The sequence below is a fragment of the uncultured Acetobacterium sp. genome, assembly GCF_927416815.1.
GTDB lineage: Bacteria > Bacillota > Clostridia > Eubacteriales > Eubacteriaceae > Acetobacterium.
Map to the genome: position 1 here is coordinate 1 of NZ_CAKMJU010000093.1, position 15,841 is coordinate 15,841.

Sequence of the window (15,841 nt, forward strand, 5' to 3'; positions counted from 1 at the left end):
TAACAACTGTGGAATCAAATTTTAGTTGACCGCCATCAATTTTAATAATCGTTACTTCTTTGTCTTTAGGGTTGCCTTCTTCGTCAAACTTCAAGGTTCCGGTAACACCAGGGTGATCAGTAGCGCCTAAAGCTGTGATAATATCAGTCGATTCTGTTGATCCTGCTGCTGTAATCGCTGCCACCATGGCATATACCGCATCATAACCTAAAGCAGCAAAAGAGTTTGGCACTTTGTTATACTCTGCTTTGTAGGCAGTGATAAAGTTTTGTACAGTTTCTGATGGTGAATCCGCTGCATAATGATTTGTGAAGTAATTTCCCTGAGCGGCATCAGCATATTCTTCCTGAACGCCATCCCAACCATCAGCGCCGACAAATTTTGCTGTAATGCCCATTTCTTTGGCTTTTTGAAGAATAGGACCAACTGTTTGAACATAATCTGGAACAAACACGACATCTGGATTCATGTCTTTTATTTTTGTTAATTGGGCACTGAAGTCTTTATCAGCGGTGCCGTAAGATTCGCTACCAGCAATTGTTCCGCCTTTGGCAGTAAATGCTGTTTTGAACGCTTCTGACACACCTTCTGAGTAGGGGTTACCAGTTCCAATTAATAAAGCAGCTGTTTTAGCGCTTAAGGTAGTCGCTGCAAAGTTAGCAGCCGCCTGTCCCTGATAATCATCCAGGAAGCATGTTCTAAATACATTTGGAGCATCTTCGGTTACTTCAACTGCAGTTGCAGTTGGCGACAATACTGGCATATTATCCTGAACCATAATGTCTTTCATTGCTAAGGTTTCGCCACTTAAGGTTCCACCAATTACTGCAACGACACCATCCTGGTCTCTTAAACGATTGTAGGCATTGATTGCTTCGGTTTGATCTGCTTTTGAATCGTAAGCAACCAACTCGATGTTCTTCCCATCAATACCACCGGCCTCATTGATTTCAGCCACGGCTAATTGGGCACCTTCTTCAGCTGAGCTTCCATAAATAGCAGCATCGCCTGTCATTGGTCCAATAAAACCAAGTTTGACAACGTCTGCGTCTGCACTTCCGCCCGATGTTGTACATCCTGCAAATGCAAAAATAGAAGCGGTGAAGATCAATACAAGTAAAACACTAAGAACTCTTTTCTTCATTTCTTTTCCTCCTTTTTCTTTTCAATGATTATTTATAGTGCTTATCATAAACCATTCTTAAGAAAAACACAAGAAATAATTACTCTGATCCGATGCTTCTTTAAAACTTTGGCTGATAAAAAACACAAAGATTGTGCAGCATACACTCGCCGCAATTGGGGTTCCTGGCTGTACAGCATTTTCTTCCGTGCCAGATCAGCCAATGATGAGCCTGGGACCATTGATCTTTAGGAATATTATTCATTAATTCCTTTTCAACTTCCAGCACGGTTTTCCCACTGGCTAAGCCAATTCTTCGGGAAACCCGAAAAACATGGGTGTCCACCGCAATAGCCGGGATATTGAAGGCATTGCTCATCACCACATTGGCGGTTTTCCGCCCAACCCCTGGGAGCGTGATCAGTTGATCCATTTGATCAGGTACAATTCCATTATATTCTGTCAATAATCGCTGACAGGTCAGAATAATGTTTCTGGCCTTTGTTCTTGCCAGTCCACAGGTTTTAATTTTTGTCAGCAGACCATCTTCTCCTAAATTTAAAATAGCCTCTGCAGTATTGTACTTATCAAACAAATCTTTGGTGACAATATTCACCCGGACATCCGTGCATTGCGCCGAGAGGATGGTGGCAATCAGCAGTTCAAAGGGGGTATTAAAATCCAAGCCACACTGTTCCTGCCCATAAAGCTTTTCCAGTGTGGCTAATATTTGTTCAATCTTCTTTTTTGTCACGCGTTTTCATTAAGAATCAGTGCCATAAATATCAAGTCCTCTTGACCATTATTGTAGACACTATGACTACCTTGATCCGGAGTAACCATCACGTCTCCGGGACCGATTTCAGATTCTCTGCCGTTATCAACTACAATTCCCTGACCCTGTAAAAAATAAAATATTTCACGCTCACCGAGATGCTGATGTTCTCCGATAGAATCTCCCGGTTTTACGGTAATCTGGGCAAAGAGTCGGCAATTTTCGCCTAGAATCTCATTGTTGGTGATGTGGGTAATCACAACATCCCCCTGACCACCTCGCATATTCTGTTTTATTTCCTGTCGTTTCGATTTGCTTTGCTCAATCATCATCTTCCTCCTTAGGTTCTCGGTGCAGTTGGTTCAGTCGGTGTAGTTGGTTCGGTTGGCTCGGTTGGTTCAGTTGGCTCGGTTGGTTCGGTTGGTTCGGTTGGCTCGGTTGGTTCAGTTGGCTCAGTTGGCTCGGTTGGCTCAGTTGGCTTTGTTGGCGTTGTTGGCGTTGTTGGCTCAGTCGGGGTTGGCGGTTTTGGTGTAGGGGTTTCGGTTTCAGTCTTTTTTTCCTCTTCTTTTGCCGGTTTAGTGGTTCCTCCATCAATAGATGATGCTCCCGAGGTTTCTCCCTCGTTGGATGTTCTTTCCATTTCGGTGATCGTCAGCAAGTCCTGATCAATAACCATACTTAAGTAATCTCCATAGATAGCAGCTGCCCTGGAACTGCCGCCGTAAAGCACATCATTTTCCGGGGTTCCCAACCAAACTGTTGTCGTCAAATTTCCTGTAATACCGGTAAACCATAAATCCTTATTATCATGAGTTGTCCCGGTTTTTCCAGCTGTTGTATAAATCTGTGAAGCTGCTGACCCGGTACCATAACTTACAACACCTTCTAATATACTCATCATGTTCGTTGCTGTGGTATCTGCCATTACTTTTTTAGTAGAAGTACTAGAAGCATTCTTGGTATAAATAACTTCTCCATTTACCTGTTCCATTTTAGTGATAAAGTATGGTTGATTATAAACACCACCATTGTTAAACACATTAAAGGCGGCTGCCATTTCCATCGGTTTGATACCATAGGTCATTCCACCAAGTGCCGTTGCCAGATTATAGTCAGTATCCTCAAATGTTGAGATTCCCATTGTCTGCATAAAGGCAACTGCCGCTTCCACTCCAACCTTGTCATATACCTTAACTGCGGGTATGTTGTAAGAATTGACTAAGGCTGTCCGAACCGTTACAGTGCCATGATAACCACCATCGTAGTTTCTGGGTGCATAGCCGCCAAAATCGGTGTAGGCGTCCAAGATGGTCGTTGATGGGGTAATAAGTCCCTTGTCCATGGCCGCTGCATAATAGAGGGGTTTAATATTAGACCCCGGTTGTCTTGGTGTATTAGCCATATCAATTTGCGTGTTGCCACCATAATAAGCTTTTACAGCGCCATCCAGATCCACAGTCACGACAGCCCCGGTTTCATTAGGCAAATCTCCATCCAACGAACTCGTCAAACTCTCAATTGCATCTCCCTGCATGGCCGTATTAATGGTTGTATAAATACGATAACCACCGCTGGCAATATTCGTTTTGATATAATCAATCGCCTGATCTTCTGTGATGCCACGCTCTTGCATAACTGCTGATGCCTTTAAGCGGGCGTATTCATCCAAAGCCCGCCCGACATATGACTGGTAATTTTCGACAATCTGATTATCATTGCTAATGGTTGCTGGATCTCTAATAACCAACTCCTGTGCATAGGCTGCATCTGCTTCTTCCTGGGTAATGTACTTTTCCTTAACCATTCGTATCAGAACTTCCTGCTGACGTTTTTTTGCTGCTTCAAAATTTGAGTTAGGAGCATACGCACTGGGTGCCTGGGGTAATCCCGCCAGCATAGCTGCTTCAGCTAGATCAACCTGTGATACCGGTTTATTGAAATAGGTTTGCGCTGCTTCTTCAATCCCATATGCACCTGAACCAAAATAGTATTCATTAAAGTACATCTCCAGGATCTGCTCTTTGGTATACTTTTCTTCTAATTGAAGTGCTATCGATATTTCCTTTAGCTTTCTTATTAGTGATTGATTAAAATTCTGCTCCGTTGCAATATCCGGAAGAAACAATACTCTCGAAAGCTGTTGGGTGATCGTACTGGCACCTTCGCCAATGCCATTACTGGCTATATTTGAGAAAAATGCCCGAACAATCCCCAGCAAGTCAATCCCAAAATGATCGTAAAAACGCGAATCTTCAACAGATATCAGAGCTTGCTGTAATTGTACCGGAATCTGATCAAAGGTAATATTGGTTCGATTTTTCATGTACAATTCCGCAATAATGACATTATCTGCCGAATAAATCTCGGTTTTATCCTTTGCCTGATACTGATATTCAGAAATATCCATACGATTTGCAGCGTATATGGAATACATCACTCCGATTCCCAGTATTCCCAGAACCAAAAGAATAATCAGTACCTTTGCACCGATGTGTTTTTTCTTCTTTCGTCTTTTTATCCCTTTTTTTTGCTTTTCACTCATTTTATCACCTTTTTCTATTTATTATCTATTAAACGCTGATGAAGCTTTTTCAATTCGTCGTTATACTCAGCCTGAACGCAAAAACGTTTTGTTCTGGGAAGTGACAACTCCAAACTCTGGGCATGAAGTGCCTGGTGAGACATTTCAAAACATCCCTCATCTATCATATCGCCATGATATAGCGGATCGCCGATAATCGGGTTCCCCAGATGCTTTAAATGAACCCTTATCTGGTGGGTTCGTCCTGTTTCCAGAATCAGTTCTATCAATGATGCATCCTTAAACACTTCAAGCACCTTATAGTGGGTGACTGATGGTTTCCCATCGACCATAACGACGCGATGAATACTATCGTGATAGGGTTGCCCAATAGGAAGATTAATTACCCCTTCCGCATGAGGAAGTTTTCCATAAACAAAAGCATGATAAACCTTGCGAACCTTACCAGAGTTGACTTCTTTTTGCACGTAGTGATGTACATATTTATTTTTAGCAATCGCAACAATTCCAGTTGTATCCCGATCCAGGCGATTGATAAAGCGAATTTTTGCAGAAATACCGCGATCACGCCAATAATAGCTGACATAATTTGCCAAAGTATCCAATTGATGACTCTTGGTGGGATGCGTAACACAGAACGGCGGTTTATTAATTACTAATAATTCTTCATCTTCGTAAACAACACTGAGATTACCCAATACCGGCTCTCCGTCAATCTCTTCGCGTGGCATCTTAATCTCAATGATATCTCCTGGCTTGATTTGCTGCCCCAGGAAGCATTCCTTATGATTTAAACTGATCTTTCCAATCCGTTTGATCTCTCTGATTAATCGGCTGGAATAGCTATAACGCGTGACCAGTTGATCTCTGACCAGTTTTTCATGATCTTTTGATATATGATACGTATAAACAAGACTGATAATCCTACCTCCGATTCTGAAGCTTCTCTGTAAATATACTGACTATAATTTACTAAATCATGTTTGACCGACATTATTTTATCGGCTGACTAACTGAAATCATCCTATTTTTAAACATACACTTTATTATACCTCAATTTCAAACGCGGCGTTAGGTATCTTTAAATGTATTAAGCTAACTACAGGAGTTTCTCCTGTTTAAAACTCAGATATGAGCCCTGTCCAATAATAATATGATCCAACACTGAAATACCGATTAACTCGCCTGCATCAACCAGTCGCCTGGTAATACGTTTATCTTCGCCACTAGGTTCGGGATCACCAGAAGGATGATTGTGAACCATAATAATTGATGCTGCATATTGTTTAATGGCTTTTACGAAAACTTCTCTGGGATGAACCAAAGAAGCATTCAAGGTTCCGCGGCTGACTTCCTCAATATTGATGACTTTGTTCTTGGTGTCCAGCAAAATAATTTTAAAGCATTCTTGTTTGAGATATACCATTTGATCGACAAGCAAAGTTACCACATCCTGAGGTGTAGTGACTTTTATCTCAGGCAAATCCTTCTGTTTCATTCGACGACCCAGTTCAATGGCTGCCTTAATCTGACAGGCTTTAACAATGCCGATACCAGCTAAATCAGGGTTACGTTTAAGCTCCATCACATCTGTTTGATAAAAGGCCGACAAGTCATTATCCAGGTACTCCATGATCTTTCTGCCCACTTCTATTGAAGTCGCATCCCGAGTTCCGGTTCGAATAATTATTGCTAGTAGCTCCGCATTACTTAAGCTTCCGGCGCCATGACGGATCATTTTTTCCTGCGGTCGTTCATCCTCTGGGAGCTTTTTAATTGATACGTGATAGTCTGACTTTCCGTTCACCATAAGCCTCCTCTTATCAACAATATTACCATTCTAACAGAATCCCAATTTATTTTATACATTTTTCCTAAAATTCTCATTAAAATTTTAATTGAATGCCGAATTGTCATAAATTCTTAATAAAAACGGCTCTTCATTTTTCAATGAAGAGCCGTTTCAGTGCTTTTTGTTTATTTTATTACTTAGTTTTATTTGGTCGCATTTCAATAGCACTTTTTCGACACTTATCAAAACAAATTCCGCAACCAATACACATGTCATGATCGATAACATAGGGTGGTTTTTTAATTTCTCCGGTAATAGCATTGACCGGACAGTTTTTCGCACACAAACCGCAGGCAATACAGTTTTCGTCAATAATATATGCGGTAGCTTTGCCATATTCAACATCGCCGGTAATACAATTCATCGGACACTTATCGACACACTCGTAACACTGCCGACATTTGTCATAATCAATTTTTGCACAATTATTATCCACCGTGATTGCATCAAAGCGACAGGCTTTTTTACAGGCGCCACAAGCAATACATGCAGTTGTACAGGATAGACGGGCAACCTTTCCTTTATCAAGGTTATGACATTTAACAATCACTTCCTGAGCTGCTGGTACCAAGTTCATGATCGCTTTGGGACAGGCATCCACACATTTGCCACAAGACGTGCATTTGTCTGGATCAATTTTTGGTAATCCGTCTTCGCCCATAATAATGGCATCAAAGGGACATACCGCTTTACACGTGCCTAATCCCATACAGCCATATCGGCAACCTTTTGCACCGCCTGAGGCAATCATCGCTTCCCGACAATCCATTTCGCCGTAGTATTCTGCTCGATTTGGCGCTGTTTCGCAGGTTCCCTGACAAATAACAGTGGCAACCTTTTTAACTGCACTGCCTGCTTCCATCCCCATGATCTCAGCAATGGCAGCGGCACAATCGGATCCACCAACCGGACATCCATCTATAGATGCTGTTCCATTTACAATACCGGATGCAAACCCATCACATCCTGGCAAACCACAACCACCACAGTTTGCACCGGGTAGCGCAGCTCTTACCATTGGTACCCGGGGATCTTCATATACTTCAAATACCTTAGCCGCAATGGCAAGGCCAATTCCAAACACTAAACCAAATACACCGAGGATACCGACAGGAACTAAAATCGCATTTATCATTTCCATATCCTCCTAACCCAATTTCATTCCGGAGAATCCCAAAAATGCGATCGCCATTAAGCCAGCCGTTAATAAGGCAATGGGAAATCCTTCCAGTGCTTTTGGCACTGCTGAAGTTTCAAGTCGTTCACGAATACCTGCGAATAGCACAATCGCAAGGGTGAAACCTAGTGCCGCACCAACACCATTAAAAATGGTTTCAATGAAATTGTATTCATTTTGAATATTGATTAATGCAACCCCAAGTACCGCACAGTTAGTGGTAATCAATGGCAGATAGACACCCAGCGCCTGATACAGCGAAGGGCTAGATTTTTTAATAATCATTTCTACAAATTGAACTAATGCAGCAATGATTAAAATAAATGCAATTGTCTGTAAGTAACCAAGCTTCAGAGGATCAAGAATCGAATATTGAACAATATAAGTGATGGCAGAAGCCAGCGCCATAACAAAGGTTACCGCAGCCCCCATCCCTAATGCGGTTTCAACTTGTTTAGAAACCCCTAAAAACGGACAAATACCTAAAAATCGTGACAGTACAAAGTTATTGACAAAAATTGCACTGATCATTATAAAAATTAAAGTCATTGATATCTCCCCCTATGCCTTTTTCGTTTTCCAGTTAATGAGGCCAATCAAAAGACCAAGGGTTAAAAATGCCCCAGGAGGCAGGATCATTAACAATACTGGTTCATAAGCTGCACCAAATAAAGAAAATCCAAAAATACTGCCAGCCCCTAAAATTTCCCGGATTGAACCAAGAATGGTTAACGCCAAGGTAAAACCAAGACCCATACCAACTGCATCGGCAAATGAGTCGGCGATGCCATTTGTAAAAGCAAAAGCTTCAGCCCGGGCTAGAATAATACAGTTAACAACGATCAACGGAATAAATATCCCCAGCGCCGCATCCAGTGCTGGTACATAGGCCTTCATCAGCATTCCAACAATGGTAACAAAGGATGCAATAACAACTACAAAGGCCGGAATTCTGATATTATCTGGTATTACTTTTCGCAATGCCGAGATAGCCACGTTTGAACCAATCAATACCAGCATGGTTGCTAGTCCCATCCCCATACCGTTGATGGCTGATGTGGTAACCGCAAGGGTTGGACACATCCCCAATACAAGTACAAAGGCGGGATTCTCTCGGATGATTCCTCGGGTAAGATTCTTCATAAAATTCATCTCTATTTTCCCTCCTATTTCGACATATTCTGGTAAACTGCGATGGCTGTATTTACACCTTCAATAACTGCTCTGGAAGTAATGGTAGAACCAGTAATGGCCTGAATTTCATTACCACCATCTTGAGGTGTCCCTTTTACTACAACCAGCTTTTCTGTTGCCGATTTTCCGGTAAATTGATCATTCCATTCGCCGGTGGCCAAGGCTCCCAAACCAGGGGTTTCATTGTGTTTAATAATTGTAATGCCAGAGATGACCCCATCAGATGATACGCCGGTTAAAACTTGGATTTCTCCAGAGTAACCGCTGGTGGGAGCTGTCTTTACCGTATATCCCACGACTTCACCATTATTGGTTCCGATATATATTTCTATGAGTTCTTCTGGTTTTTCCATGCTGATTTCTTTCGCGATTTTTGCTACATCTTCAGCAGGTACTTCCTCAAAATCCGTTGCGTCTGGAAGAACTTCCTGGCGGGCAACAGTATTGGCTTGGATATTCATTTCCTCAATCGTTCCGGCCGTCACATAATTGGTTAAAGCCAGCGCACAGGCGGCCACAGCAGAAATGACAAACAAAATTAATCCAAGCTTGAAAACTACTTTCCAGTCGATTTGTACTTTTTCTTTGGTTTCCATTATGCTTTAGCCTCCTTTTTGATCTTAGTCACACCATAGATCCGTTCTTTGGTGAAGCGTTCGATCAGAGGTGTTGCAACATTCATCAGTAGTATTGAATAAGAAACGCCTTCAGGATATCCACCATAAATACGAATGATCATGGTAATTAAACCACAGCCAACTGCATAAAAAATCTGACCTTTTGGTGTAACTGGCGATGAAGCATAGTCTGTCGCCATAAAGAAGGCGCCCATCATCACACCACCTGAAACAATATGCACAATTGGATCTTGACCAACTAGTAGGGCAAAAATTCCCACGGTTAGTAAATAGATAGTTGGAATTCTCCAACTGATAATACCTTTAAAAATTAGGTACAGACCACCAACTAATAGAGCAAGGGCTGAAATTTCGCCGATACAACCATATACACCGTTTAAACCAGTGAAAAGATCAATCGTTGAAGGCATACTTGCTAAACTTGCCGGATCACCCGCTTTTAAAAGAGCCAGCGGGGTGGCTGTGGTTACTGTATCAGTTACAGGAATGTAAGCAGTACTGGTCATATGTCCTGGCCAGGATGCTAACAGGAAGGCTCTTGCTGCTAGAGCCGGATTGATAAAATTCTGTCCCAAACCGCCAAAACATTGTTTTACAATGGCGATAGCAAAAACAGAACCCACAACAGCAATCCACCAGGGCGCATTAATTGGTAAGTTGAATGCTAACAGCACCCCTGTCACAACTGCACTCCAGTCATTGACAGTAACGGGTTTCTTAAGCAGTTTTTGGATAACCGCTTCGGTAACCACTGACGAGATAATACAAATAGCCACTAATGCCAATGCCCATACCCCAAAAACAAATCCTGCGACAGCCAATGCAGGTAACAAAGCAATAATAACATTTTGCATAATATTGGCTGTGGTGTGTTTTGCCCGGATATGAGGGGATGATGACACTGTCAGATTTAATTCATTCATCAATATTCCTCCTAATTTCCTTTTCTTCTTTGTGCGATAATCTCGCGTTTAGCAACCCGAATGGATGATACCAGGGTTCGTTTTGCAGGACAAATATAAGAACAGCTACCGCATTCAATGCAATCCATGGCATTATTTGATTCGCATTTATCCCAGTTATCCCGTTGCGAATACTCAGCGATATAAAGTGGTTGTAAATGAATTGGACAGACGCCGACACATTTACCGCAGTGAATACAATTTGACGGCATAGCGATCTTAGCCGATTCTTTGGTTAAGCATAAAATTCCTGAGGTTCCCTTCATCACAGGGATATTGGTTTCAAACTGGGTCACTCCCATCATTGGTCCGCCAGAAATTACTTTTCCTGGTTCAGCCGAAAAACCTCCGCATTGATCAATAACCGATTGGAAGGGTACTCCGACACGAATTTCCATCGTTTGGGGATTCTTGATGGCATCTCCGGTACAGGTCAGGTAGCGCTTGTATAACGGCAATCCGGTGGTCATTGACTCAGCTATTTGAGCTGCTGTTCCAACATTCATAACAACAACACCGGCATCCGCTGGCAACCCTCCTGACGGCACTTCACGGCCAGTGATTGCCGCTATCAATTGCTTTTCTGCGCCCTGTGGATATTTAGTATGCAGTGAGTAAACTTCCAGTCTGCTATCGTTTCCAATTGCTTTAACAAGAGCCTCAATCGCATCGGTTTTGTTATCTTCTACACCAATAAAACCCTTGTCAACACCCACCGCTTTCATGGCGGCTTGTAATCCCTTGACAACCTTTTCAGCTTGATTTAGCATCAAGTGATGATCAGCTGTTAAATAGGGCTCACATTCAGCACCATTTAAAACGACACAATCAACTTTTTTGTCTGGCGGAATGGCCAATTTGACATGGGTAGGAAAGGTTGCCCCACCAAGACCGACAATACCAGAATTCAAAACCATTTTTTTAATAGCCTCGGCATCCATTTCTTCTAGAGTTCCATATGGTTTGATACTTGGGTCGATGGTATCCAAACCATCCGATTCAATCACAACTGCCATGATCCGATCACCGGATGCATGTGGACGTTCCTCAACCGCAACAACGGTTCCCGAAACGCTGGCGTGGACAGGAACGGAAACAAAACCATTTGGCTCTCCAACTCTTTGTCCAAGAAAGACCTGATCGCCTTTTTTTACAATCGGTGTACAAGGTGCCCCAATGTGCAGCGACATGGGTATGATCACCATCTCTGGTTTTGCGCCTATACCCAGCGGAACTTCAGCAGTACTTTCCTTTCTATAGGGTGGGTGGATTCCCCCCTTAAAGGTTCCATGTTTTACATTCATCTTAAGTCAAACACCCCTCAAATTAAAATTTTACACAAGAGAAACAGTATACTTGTATATATAGGCAGTATCATAACATATAAATTATTTTTTTTCCATACGTATCGATAAATTTGTTTAAAATAATACTGTACCCGCCGGGGCAATAAAAAAAATGGTAATATTTAGTTCTAAAAGAGTAAATTTTAGACTATTATTACCATTTCAATGTAGTCATTTATCTGATTAAAACAACAAATGCACAATATGGCATTTGTTACTATATTAACAAATACGTTTTTCAACTGCCTTTTCTGCCATTAAGAGTATTATTTTGTCTTTCCTCCTATTTCAGAAAGCTTTTATACCCCTTATAACACATATACAAATCAATTTTGGAGGCCAGTTCGAAAGGAGAATGCATACTCAGCAGTGCCGGGCCGCAATCAAGCACATCCATTCCATATTCGGCCAGAATATGGGCGATGGTACCGCCGCCGCCAAGATCCACGCGACCCAGTTCACCCATCTGCCAGATCACACCTGCAGCCTCCAGGGTTTGTCTGACCTTTCCCATAAATTCAGCATGGGCATCATTGGAGCCGGATTTCCCCCGGGCACCGCCGTATTTAGACAAAACCATTCCTTTGCCAATATATGGGGCATTTCCTTTATCATGGGTGCCGGTAAAGTTAGGATCGACCCCGGCAGTAACATCAGCGGAGAGCACTTCTGAATTCATAAAGCACCGACGCATCGCCATTTCCGGTTTTTTCACAGCCATCAGATCGATAATCTCAGCTACTGTATTTTCAAAAAAACGCGAATGCATGCCCGTGTTACCGACGCTGCCAATCTCTTCCTTATCAGCCAAAATGACACAAAGGGTGCGCTCTGGAGATTCCTCCCTGTCAAGTATCGCGCGCAGGGCAGTATAGGCACAGATACGGTCGTCCTGACCATATCCGCCAATCAGACTTTCATCAAAACCAACATTTCGAGCCGCTCCTGCTGGCACAACTTCCAGTTCAGCAGTGGCAAAATCTTCTTCTAACATACCATATTTTGTGTAAAGAAGATTAAGAATATTTAGTTTTACCCCGTCTTTCAGATCTTTTTCGGGATAAGGTTTGCTGCCAACAATGATGTTAAGGCCTTCCCCGGTGATCCCTTCGGTCATTTTTTTGGTATTTTGTTCCTGAGATAAATGAGGTAGCAAATCGGTAATACAAAAAACCGGATCTTCTGCTGCTTCACCGATGGAAATATTAATCGTCTCGCCATCCTTTTTCACCACCGTACCATGCATGGCTAGAGGTATGGTCACCCAATGGTATTTTTTTATACCACCATAATAGTGGGTCTTCATAAAAGCCATGTCCTCGCTTTCGTAAAGAGGCGATGGCTTTAAATCAAGCCGCGGCGAATCAATATGAGCGCCGATAATAGCCATGCCCTTTTCAATCGATTCTCTGCCAGCCACAAAGAAAGCCACAGTTTTATCTTTGTGAACCACATAAAGCTTATCTCCAGGACTAATTTCCCCCGCTTTCTGATAGCTTTCCAGCGGCTTGAATCCAGCTTTTTCAGCCAGATCAATGCTGAGGGTTACACATTGTCGTTCGGTTTTTCCGGCGGTCAGAAAGCGAATGTAATCATCGCTGACTTCTTTTACTTTTATGGTGTCCTCATCACTGAGATCCTTCCAGGCCAGTTCCCATTTTTTAACCAGCTGTTCCTGAAGCAAAACCCCTGGACTCTTTTCTTTATCTGTGTTTTTCATCGTATTTTTCTCCCTTGTATTTCAAATGCGATTAGTCTCTACTAATCAACGATTTCGATATTGTCAAGTTGCGCTCTGAAATTTGTTCTGACTGCTGACAGATATTCGGCTCGCAGTGTCATTTGCTCATCTGACTCGTCCTCTGTTAGTCCACATTCTTTCTTCTTTCGGGCCAATTCATTGATTCGATCAATTTTTTCTTTAGTTATCATGATTTCTCCTTACATTACCTTATTTATTTTTTATCGTTATGAGTTGTTTATCGAGCAGCCGTTGAAGGCTGAGTAGAACACCCAGCTTTCCGTGAAAATGGGTCAGGCCACCCTGAAAATAAACATAATAGGGTTCCCGCATGGGGGCATCAGCCGAGAGTTCAATCGAAGATCCCTGAATAAAAGCCCCGGCTGCCATGATAATGGGGTCTGAATAACCGGGCATATCCCAGGGTTCGGGGGTAGCCTGACTATCCACTGGAGCCGCTTCTTGAATCGCTCGACAGAATGTTTTAACCCCTTCGGCTGTTTTTAAACAAACACTCTGAATAATATCACTGCGATAGTCGATCACCTCAGGGCAAACGGCAAAACCCAGTCTTTTGTAGCAGGCGGCTAACAGCACTGCTGATTTAATTGCCTGGGCTACCACTGTTGGAGCCAGAAACAGACCTTGCAACAAGGTTCGGTTGATACCTAGGGTCGCCCCTGTTTCTCTGGCTACTCCGGGAGCTGCCAGACGACAGGCGGCCAGATGAACCAGATCCGCCCGGCCAGCTACATAGCCCCCGGTCGGAGCCAAGCCACCGCCAGGATTTTTGATCAGCGAACCAGCCATCAAATCGGCGCCAATCGATACTGGTTCAACCCGATCCATGAACTCGCCATAGCAATTGTCGACAAAAATGACTACATCCGGTTTCACACTTCTTATTTTTTTAATCATTTCTGCCATCGTATTGATACTTATCGCCGCCCGCCAGCTGTAACCTGTAGAACGCTGCAAATAAATCATTTTGGTATTTGCAGTAATGGCCGAAAGAATCGCCGTTTCATCAAAACTGCCGTCAGCGAGCAATTCAATCTGATCATAGGTGACCCCAAATTCTTTAATGGTTCCCTGTCCCACACAGGCCTCTTCTAGTCCAATAACGCTGCGAATGGTATCGTAGGGCGAACCAGTAATCGCCAGTAAGTGGTCTCCGGGGCGTAGCACCCCATATAGAGCCAACGAAATCGCATGGGTTCCCGATGAAATGTGCGGTCGCACCAAGGCGTCCTCAGCACCGAAAACATCAGCGTAGATGGTTTCGACCACTTCCCGCCCAACGTCGTCATAGCCATAACCGGTAGACACAGTGAAGTGGCGATCTCCCAGTCCCGCCCTCTGCATCGCTTTGATGACCCGATACTGATGGAGCTCTGAGAGATCATCACGTTTTTTAAGTTGAGAATGAACTGCATCTTCAACTATTTTTACGAAATCGATGACCTCTGCCGAAATTTCAAATTCCTGTTCAAGATAGGTTTTAATGTCTTTTTGTATGTTCAAACAATTACTCACTTTCGTTTATTACTAATTGTGGACGAATCAGCTTAAGACATTCCTCAACCTGGGTCTCTAAATCTCTGGTTTCGTCCATCTTCAGCCATTGGATCCGTTTGTCTTTCCGAAACCAGGTCATTTGGCGTTTGGCATAGTGCCGGGAGTCCCGTTTTAAAATGGTGACCGCTTCTGCCAAGCTGGACTCTCCTTCTAAGTAAGCTTTCAGTTCCTTGTAACCAATCGCCTTCATTGCCGTTAGGTTCCAGTCATAGCCACGTTCAATTAGCATTTTTGTTTCTTCAATGAGGCCTTCCTCAATCATCCGATCAACCCGGCGGTTAATCCGCTCATAGAGGGTTTCGCGATCCCAGTCCAAACCCAGAATAATATAATCATAGGGAACACTATGTTTTTTTGTTTCTTCATCAAAATCTGATTTAGGTTTGCCAGTGAGTTCATAAATTTCAAGCGCCCGGATAAGCCGGTTCAGATTATTGGGATGGACGATTTCTGCTGTAACTGGATCGACTGATTTTAGTCGCTCATACAAGGCTTTATTTCCAAGCACTTCGGCCTCAGCGGTTAACCGCCAGCGTATTTTTTCATCACTATCTTTTTTTTGAAAATCCCACGGCAGACTTAGACTGTTAATATACAATCCTGTCCCCCCTATTATAATAGGAAGTTTTCCTCTAGAAAGAATGGCTTCAATCGCTTCTAGTGCCGCCGCTTTATATTTTGCCACACTGAACTCTTCATCAGGAGACACGCAGTCAACCAGGTGATGGGGTACCCCCTGCATTTCATCTAAGCTAACCTTAGCCGTGCCAATACTCATATGTTTATAGATTTGCATGGAGTCGGCTGAAATGATTTCTCCACCCAGTCTTTTTGCAAGCGCCACCCCCAAGGGGGTTTTTCCGCTAGCCGTCGGCCCAACTATTACTAGTACTTTGGGTTTTTTTGCTTCCAT

The 15,841-nt window shown here is 43.0% G+C and carries 16 protein-coding genes; all 16 read right to left on the bottom strand.

The features are described from left to right. Positions 1-1,144 (bottom strand): ABC transporter substrate-binding protein (locus QZ998_RS12515; protein ID WP_296561082.1); only part of this gene is annotated, 1,144 nt, incomplete at its 3' end. Between the two features lie 100 nt (positions 1,145-1,244). Next, a complete protein-coding gene (gene nth / locus QZ998_RS12520) occupies positions 1,245-1,877 on the bottom strand; it encodes an endonuclease III (protein WP_296561084.1) in 633 nt (210 codons plus the stop codon). After that, a complete protein-coding gene (locus QZ998_RS12525; RefSeq protein ID WP_296561086.1) occupies positions 1,874-2,227 on the bottom strand; it encodes a cupin domain-containing protein in 354 nt (117 codons plus the stop codon). The genes nth and QZ998_RS12525 overlap by 4 nt, the downstream gene beginning before the upstream one ends. Before the next feature lie 11 nt (positions 2,228-2,238). Then, positions 2,239-4,440 (bottom strand): PBP1A family penicillin-binding protein, encoded by a 2,202-nt coding sequence (locus QZ998_RS12530; RefSeq protein ID WP_296561087.1) that lies wholly within the window; start codon positions 4,438-4,440, stop codon positions 2,239-2,241. Positions 4,441-4,454: 14 nt separating this feature from the next. Further along, the gene (locus QZ998_RS12535; RefSeq protein ID WP_366512451.1) at positions 4,455-5,375 is read right to left on the bottom strand and encodes an RluA family pseudouridine synthase; all 921 of its coding nucleotides are present in this window, start codon (positions 5,373-5,375) and stop codon (positions 4,455-4,457) included. Between the two features lie 164 nt (positions 5,376-5,539). Next, complete coding sequence (radC, locus tag QZ998_RS12540) at positions 5,540-6,247, bottom strand: DNA repair protein RadC (RefSeq protein ID WP_296561089.1); 708 nt, start codon at positions 6,245-6,247, stop codon at positions 5,540-5,542. A gap of 178 nt (positions 6,248-6,425) precedes the next feature. Continuing rightward, on the bottom strand, positions 6,426-7,427 hold the full coding sequence (locus QZ998_RS12545) for a 4Fe-4S binding protein (RefSeq protein WP_296561091.1): 1,002 nt from the start codon (positions 7,425-7,427) through the stop codon (positions 6,426-6,428). 12 nt (positions 7,428-7,439) lie between these two features. Beyond that, on the bottom strand, positions 7,440-8,018 hold the full coding sequence (gene rsxA / locus QZ998_RS12550; RefSeq protein WP_296561094.1) for an electron transport complex subunit RsxA: 579 nt from the start codon (positions 8,016-8,018) through the stop codon (positions 7,440-7,442). Between the two features lie 12 nt (positions 8,019-8,030). Next, complete coding sequence (locus QZ998_RS12555; protein ID WP_296561095.1) at positions 8,031-8,621, bottom strand: electron transport complex subunit E; 591 nt, start codon at positions 8,619-8,621, stop codon at positions 8,031-8,033. A gap of 14 nt (positions 8,622-8,635) precedes the next feature. Beyond that, a complete protein-coding gene (locus tag QZ998_RS12560) occupies positions 8,636-9,259 on the bottom strand; it encodes an RnfABCDGE type electron transport complex subunit G (RefSeq protein WP_296561097.1) in 624 nt (207 codons plus the stop codon). After that, on the bottom strand, positions 9,259-10,224 hold the full coding sequence (locus tag QZ998_RS12565; protein WP_296561098.1) for an RnfABCDGE type electron transport complex subunit D: 966 nt from the start codon (positions 10,222-10,224) through the stop codon (positions 9,259-9,261). The genes QZ998_RS12560 and QZ998_RS12565 overlap by 1 nt, the downstream gene beginning before the upstream one ends. Positions 10,225-10,235: 11 nt before the next feature. Then, positions 10,236-11,567, bottom strand: a complete 1,332-nt coding sequence (gene rsxC, locus QZ998_RS12570; protein WP_296561100.1) for an electron transport complex subunit RsxC — start codon at positions 11,565-11,567, stop codon at positions 10,236-10,238. Between the two features lie 325 nt (positions 11,568-11,892). Then, complete coding sequence (locus QZ998_RS12575; protein WP_296561101.1) at positions 11,893-13,329, bottom strand: aminopeptidase; 1,437 nt, start codon at positions 13,327-13,329, stop codon at positions 11,893-11,895. Positions 13,330-13,370: 41 nt separating this feature from the next. After that, positions 13,371-13,541, bottom strand: coding sequence for a DUF896 domain-containing protein (locus QZ998_RS12580; RefSeq protein ID WP_296561103.1), 171 nt, complete (start codon positions 13,539-13,541; stop codon positions 13,371-13,373). A 19-nt stretch (positions 13,542-13,560) separates the two neighbouring features. Continuing rightward, positions 13,561-14,868, bottom strand: a complete 1,308-nt coding sequence (locus QZ998_RS12585) for a methionine gamma-lyase family protein (protein WP_296561159.1) — start codon at positions 14,866-14,868, stop codon at positions 13,561-13,563. Positions 14,869-14,878: 10 nt separating this feature from the next. Further along, entirely contained in the window at positions 14,879-15,841 is a 963-nt protein-coding gene (gene miaA / locus QZ998_RS12590; RefSeq protein WP_296561105.1) for a tRNA (adenosine(37)-N6)-dimethylallyltransferase MiaA, read from the bottom strand.

What these genes read in the sequence shown, in the direction of transcription:
- QZ998_RS12525 (WP_296561086.1), bottom strand. Translation starts at nt 2,227, where the DNA reads ATGATTGAGCAAAGCAAATCGAAACGACAGGAAATAAAACAGAATATG.
- QZ998_RS12530 (WP_296561087.1), bottom strand. Translation starts at nt 4,440, where the DNA reads ATGAGTGAAAAGCAAAAAAAAGGGATAAAAAGACGAAAGAAGAAAAAA.
- QZ998_RS12545 (WP_296561091.1), bottom strand. Translation starts at nt 7,427, where the DNA reads ATGATAAATGCGATTTTAGTTCCTGTCGGTATCCTCGGTGTATTTGGT.
- rsxA (WP_296561094.1), bottom strand. Translation starts at nt 8,018, where the DNA reads ATGACTTTAATTTTTATAATGATCAGTGCAATTTTTGTCAATAACTTT.
- QZ998_RS12555 (WP_296561095.1), bottom strand. Translation starts at nt 8,621, where the DNA reads ATGAATTTTATGAAGAATCTTACCCGAGGAATCATCCGAGAGAATCCC.
- QZ998_RS12560 (WP_296561097.1), bottom strand. Translation starts at nt 9,259, where the DNA reads ATGGAAACCAAAGAAAAAGTACAAATCGACTGGAAAGTAGTTTTCAAG.
- QZ998_RS12565 (WP_296561098.1), bottom strand. Translation starts at nt 10,224, where the DNA reads ATGAATGAATTAAATCTGACAGTGTCATCATCCCCTCATATCCGGGCA.
- rsxC (WP_296561100.1), bottom strand. Translation starts at nt 11,567, where the DNA reads ATGAATGTAAAACATGGAACCTTTAAGGGGGGAATCCACCCACCCTAT.
- QZ998_RS12575 (WP_296561101.1), bottom strand. Translation starts at nt 13,329, where the DNA reads ATGAAAAACACAGATAAAGAAAAGAGTCCAGGGGTTTTGCTTCAGGAA.
- QZ998_RS12580 (WP_296561103.1), bottom strand. Translation starts at nt 13,541, where the DNA reads ATGATAACTAAAGAAAAAATTGATCGAATCAATGAATTGGCCCGAAAG.
- miaA (WP_296561105.1), bottom strand. Translation starts at nt 15,841, where the DNA reads ATGGAAGCAAAAAAACCCAAAGTACTAGTAATAGTTGGGCCGACGGCT.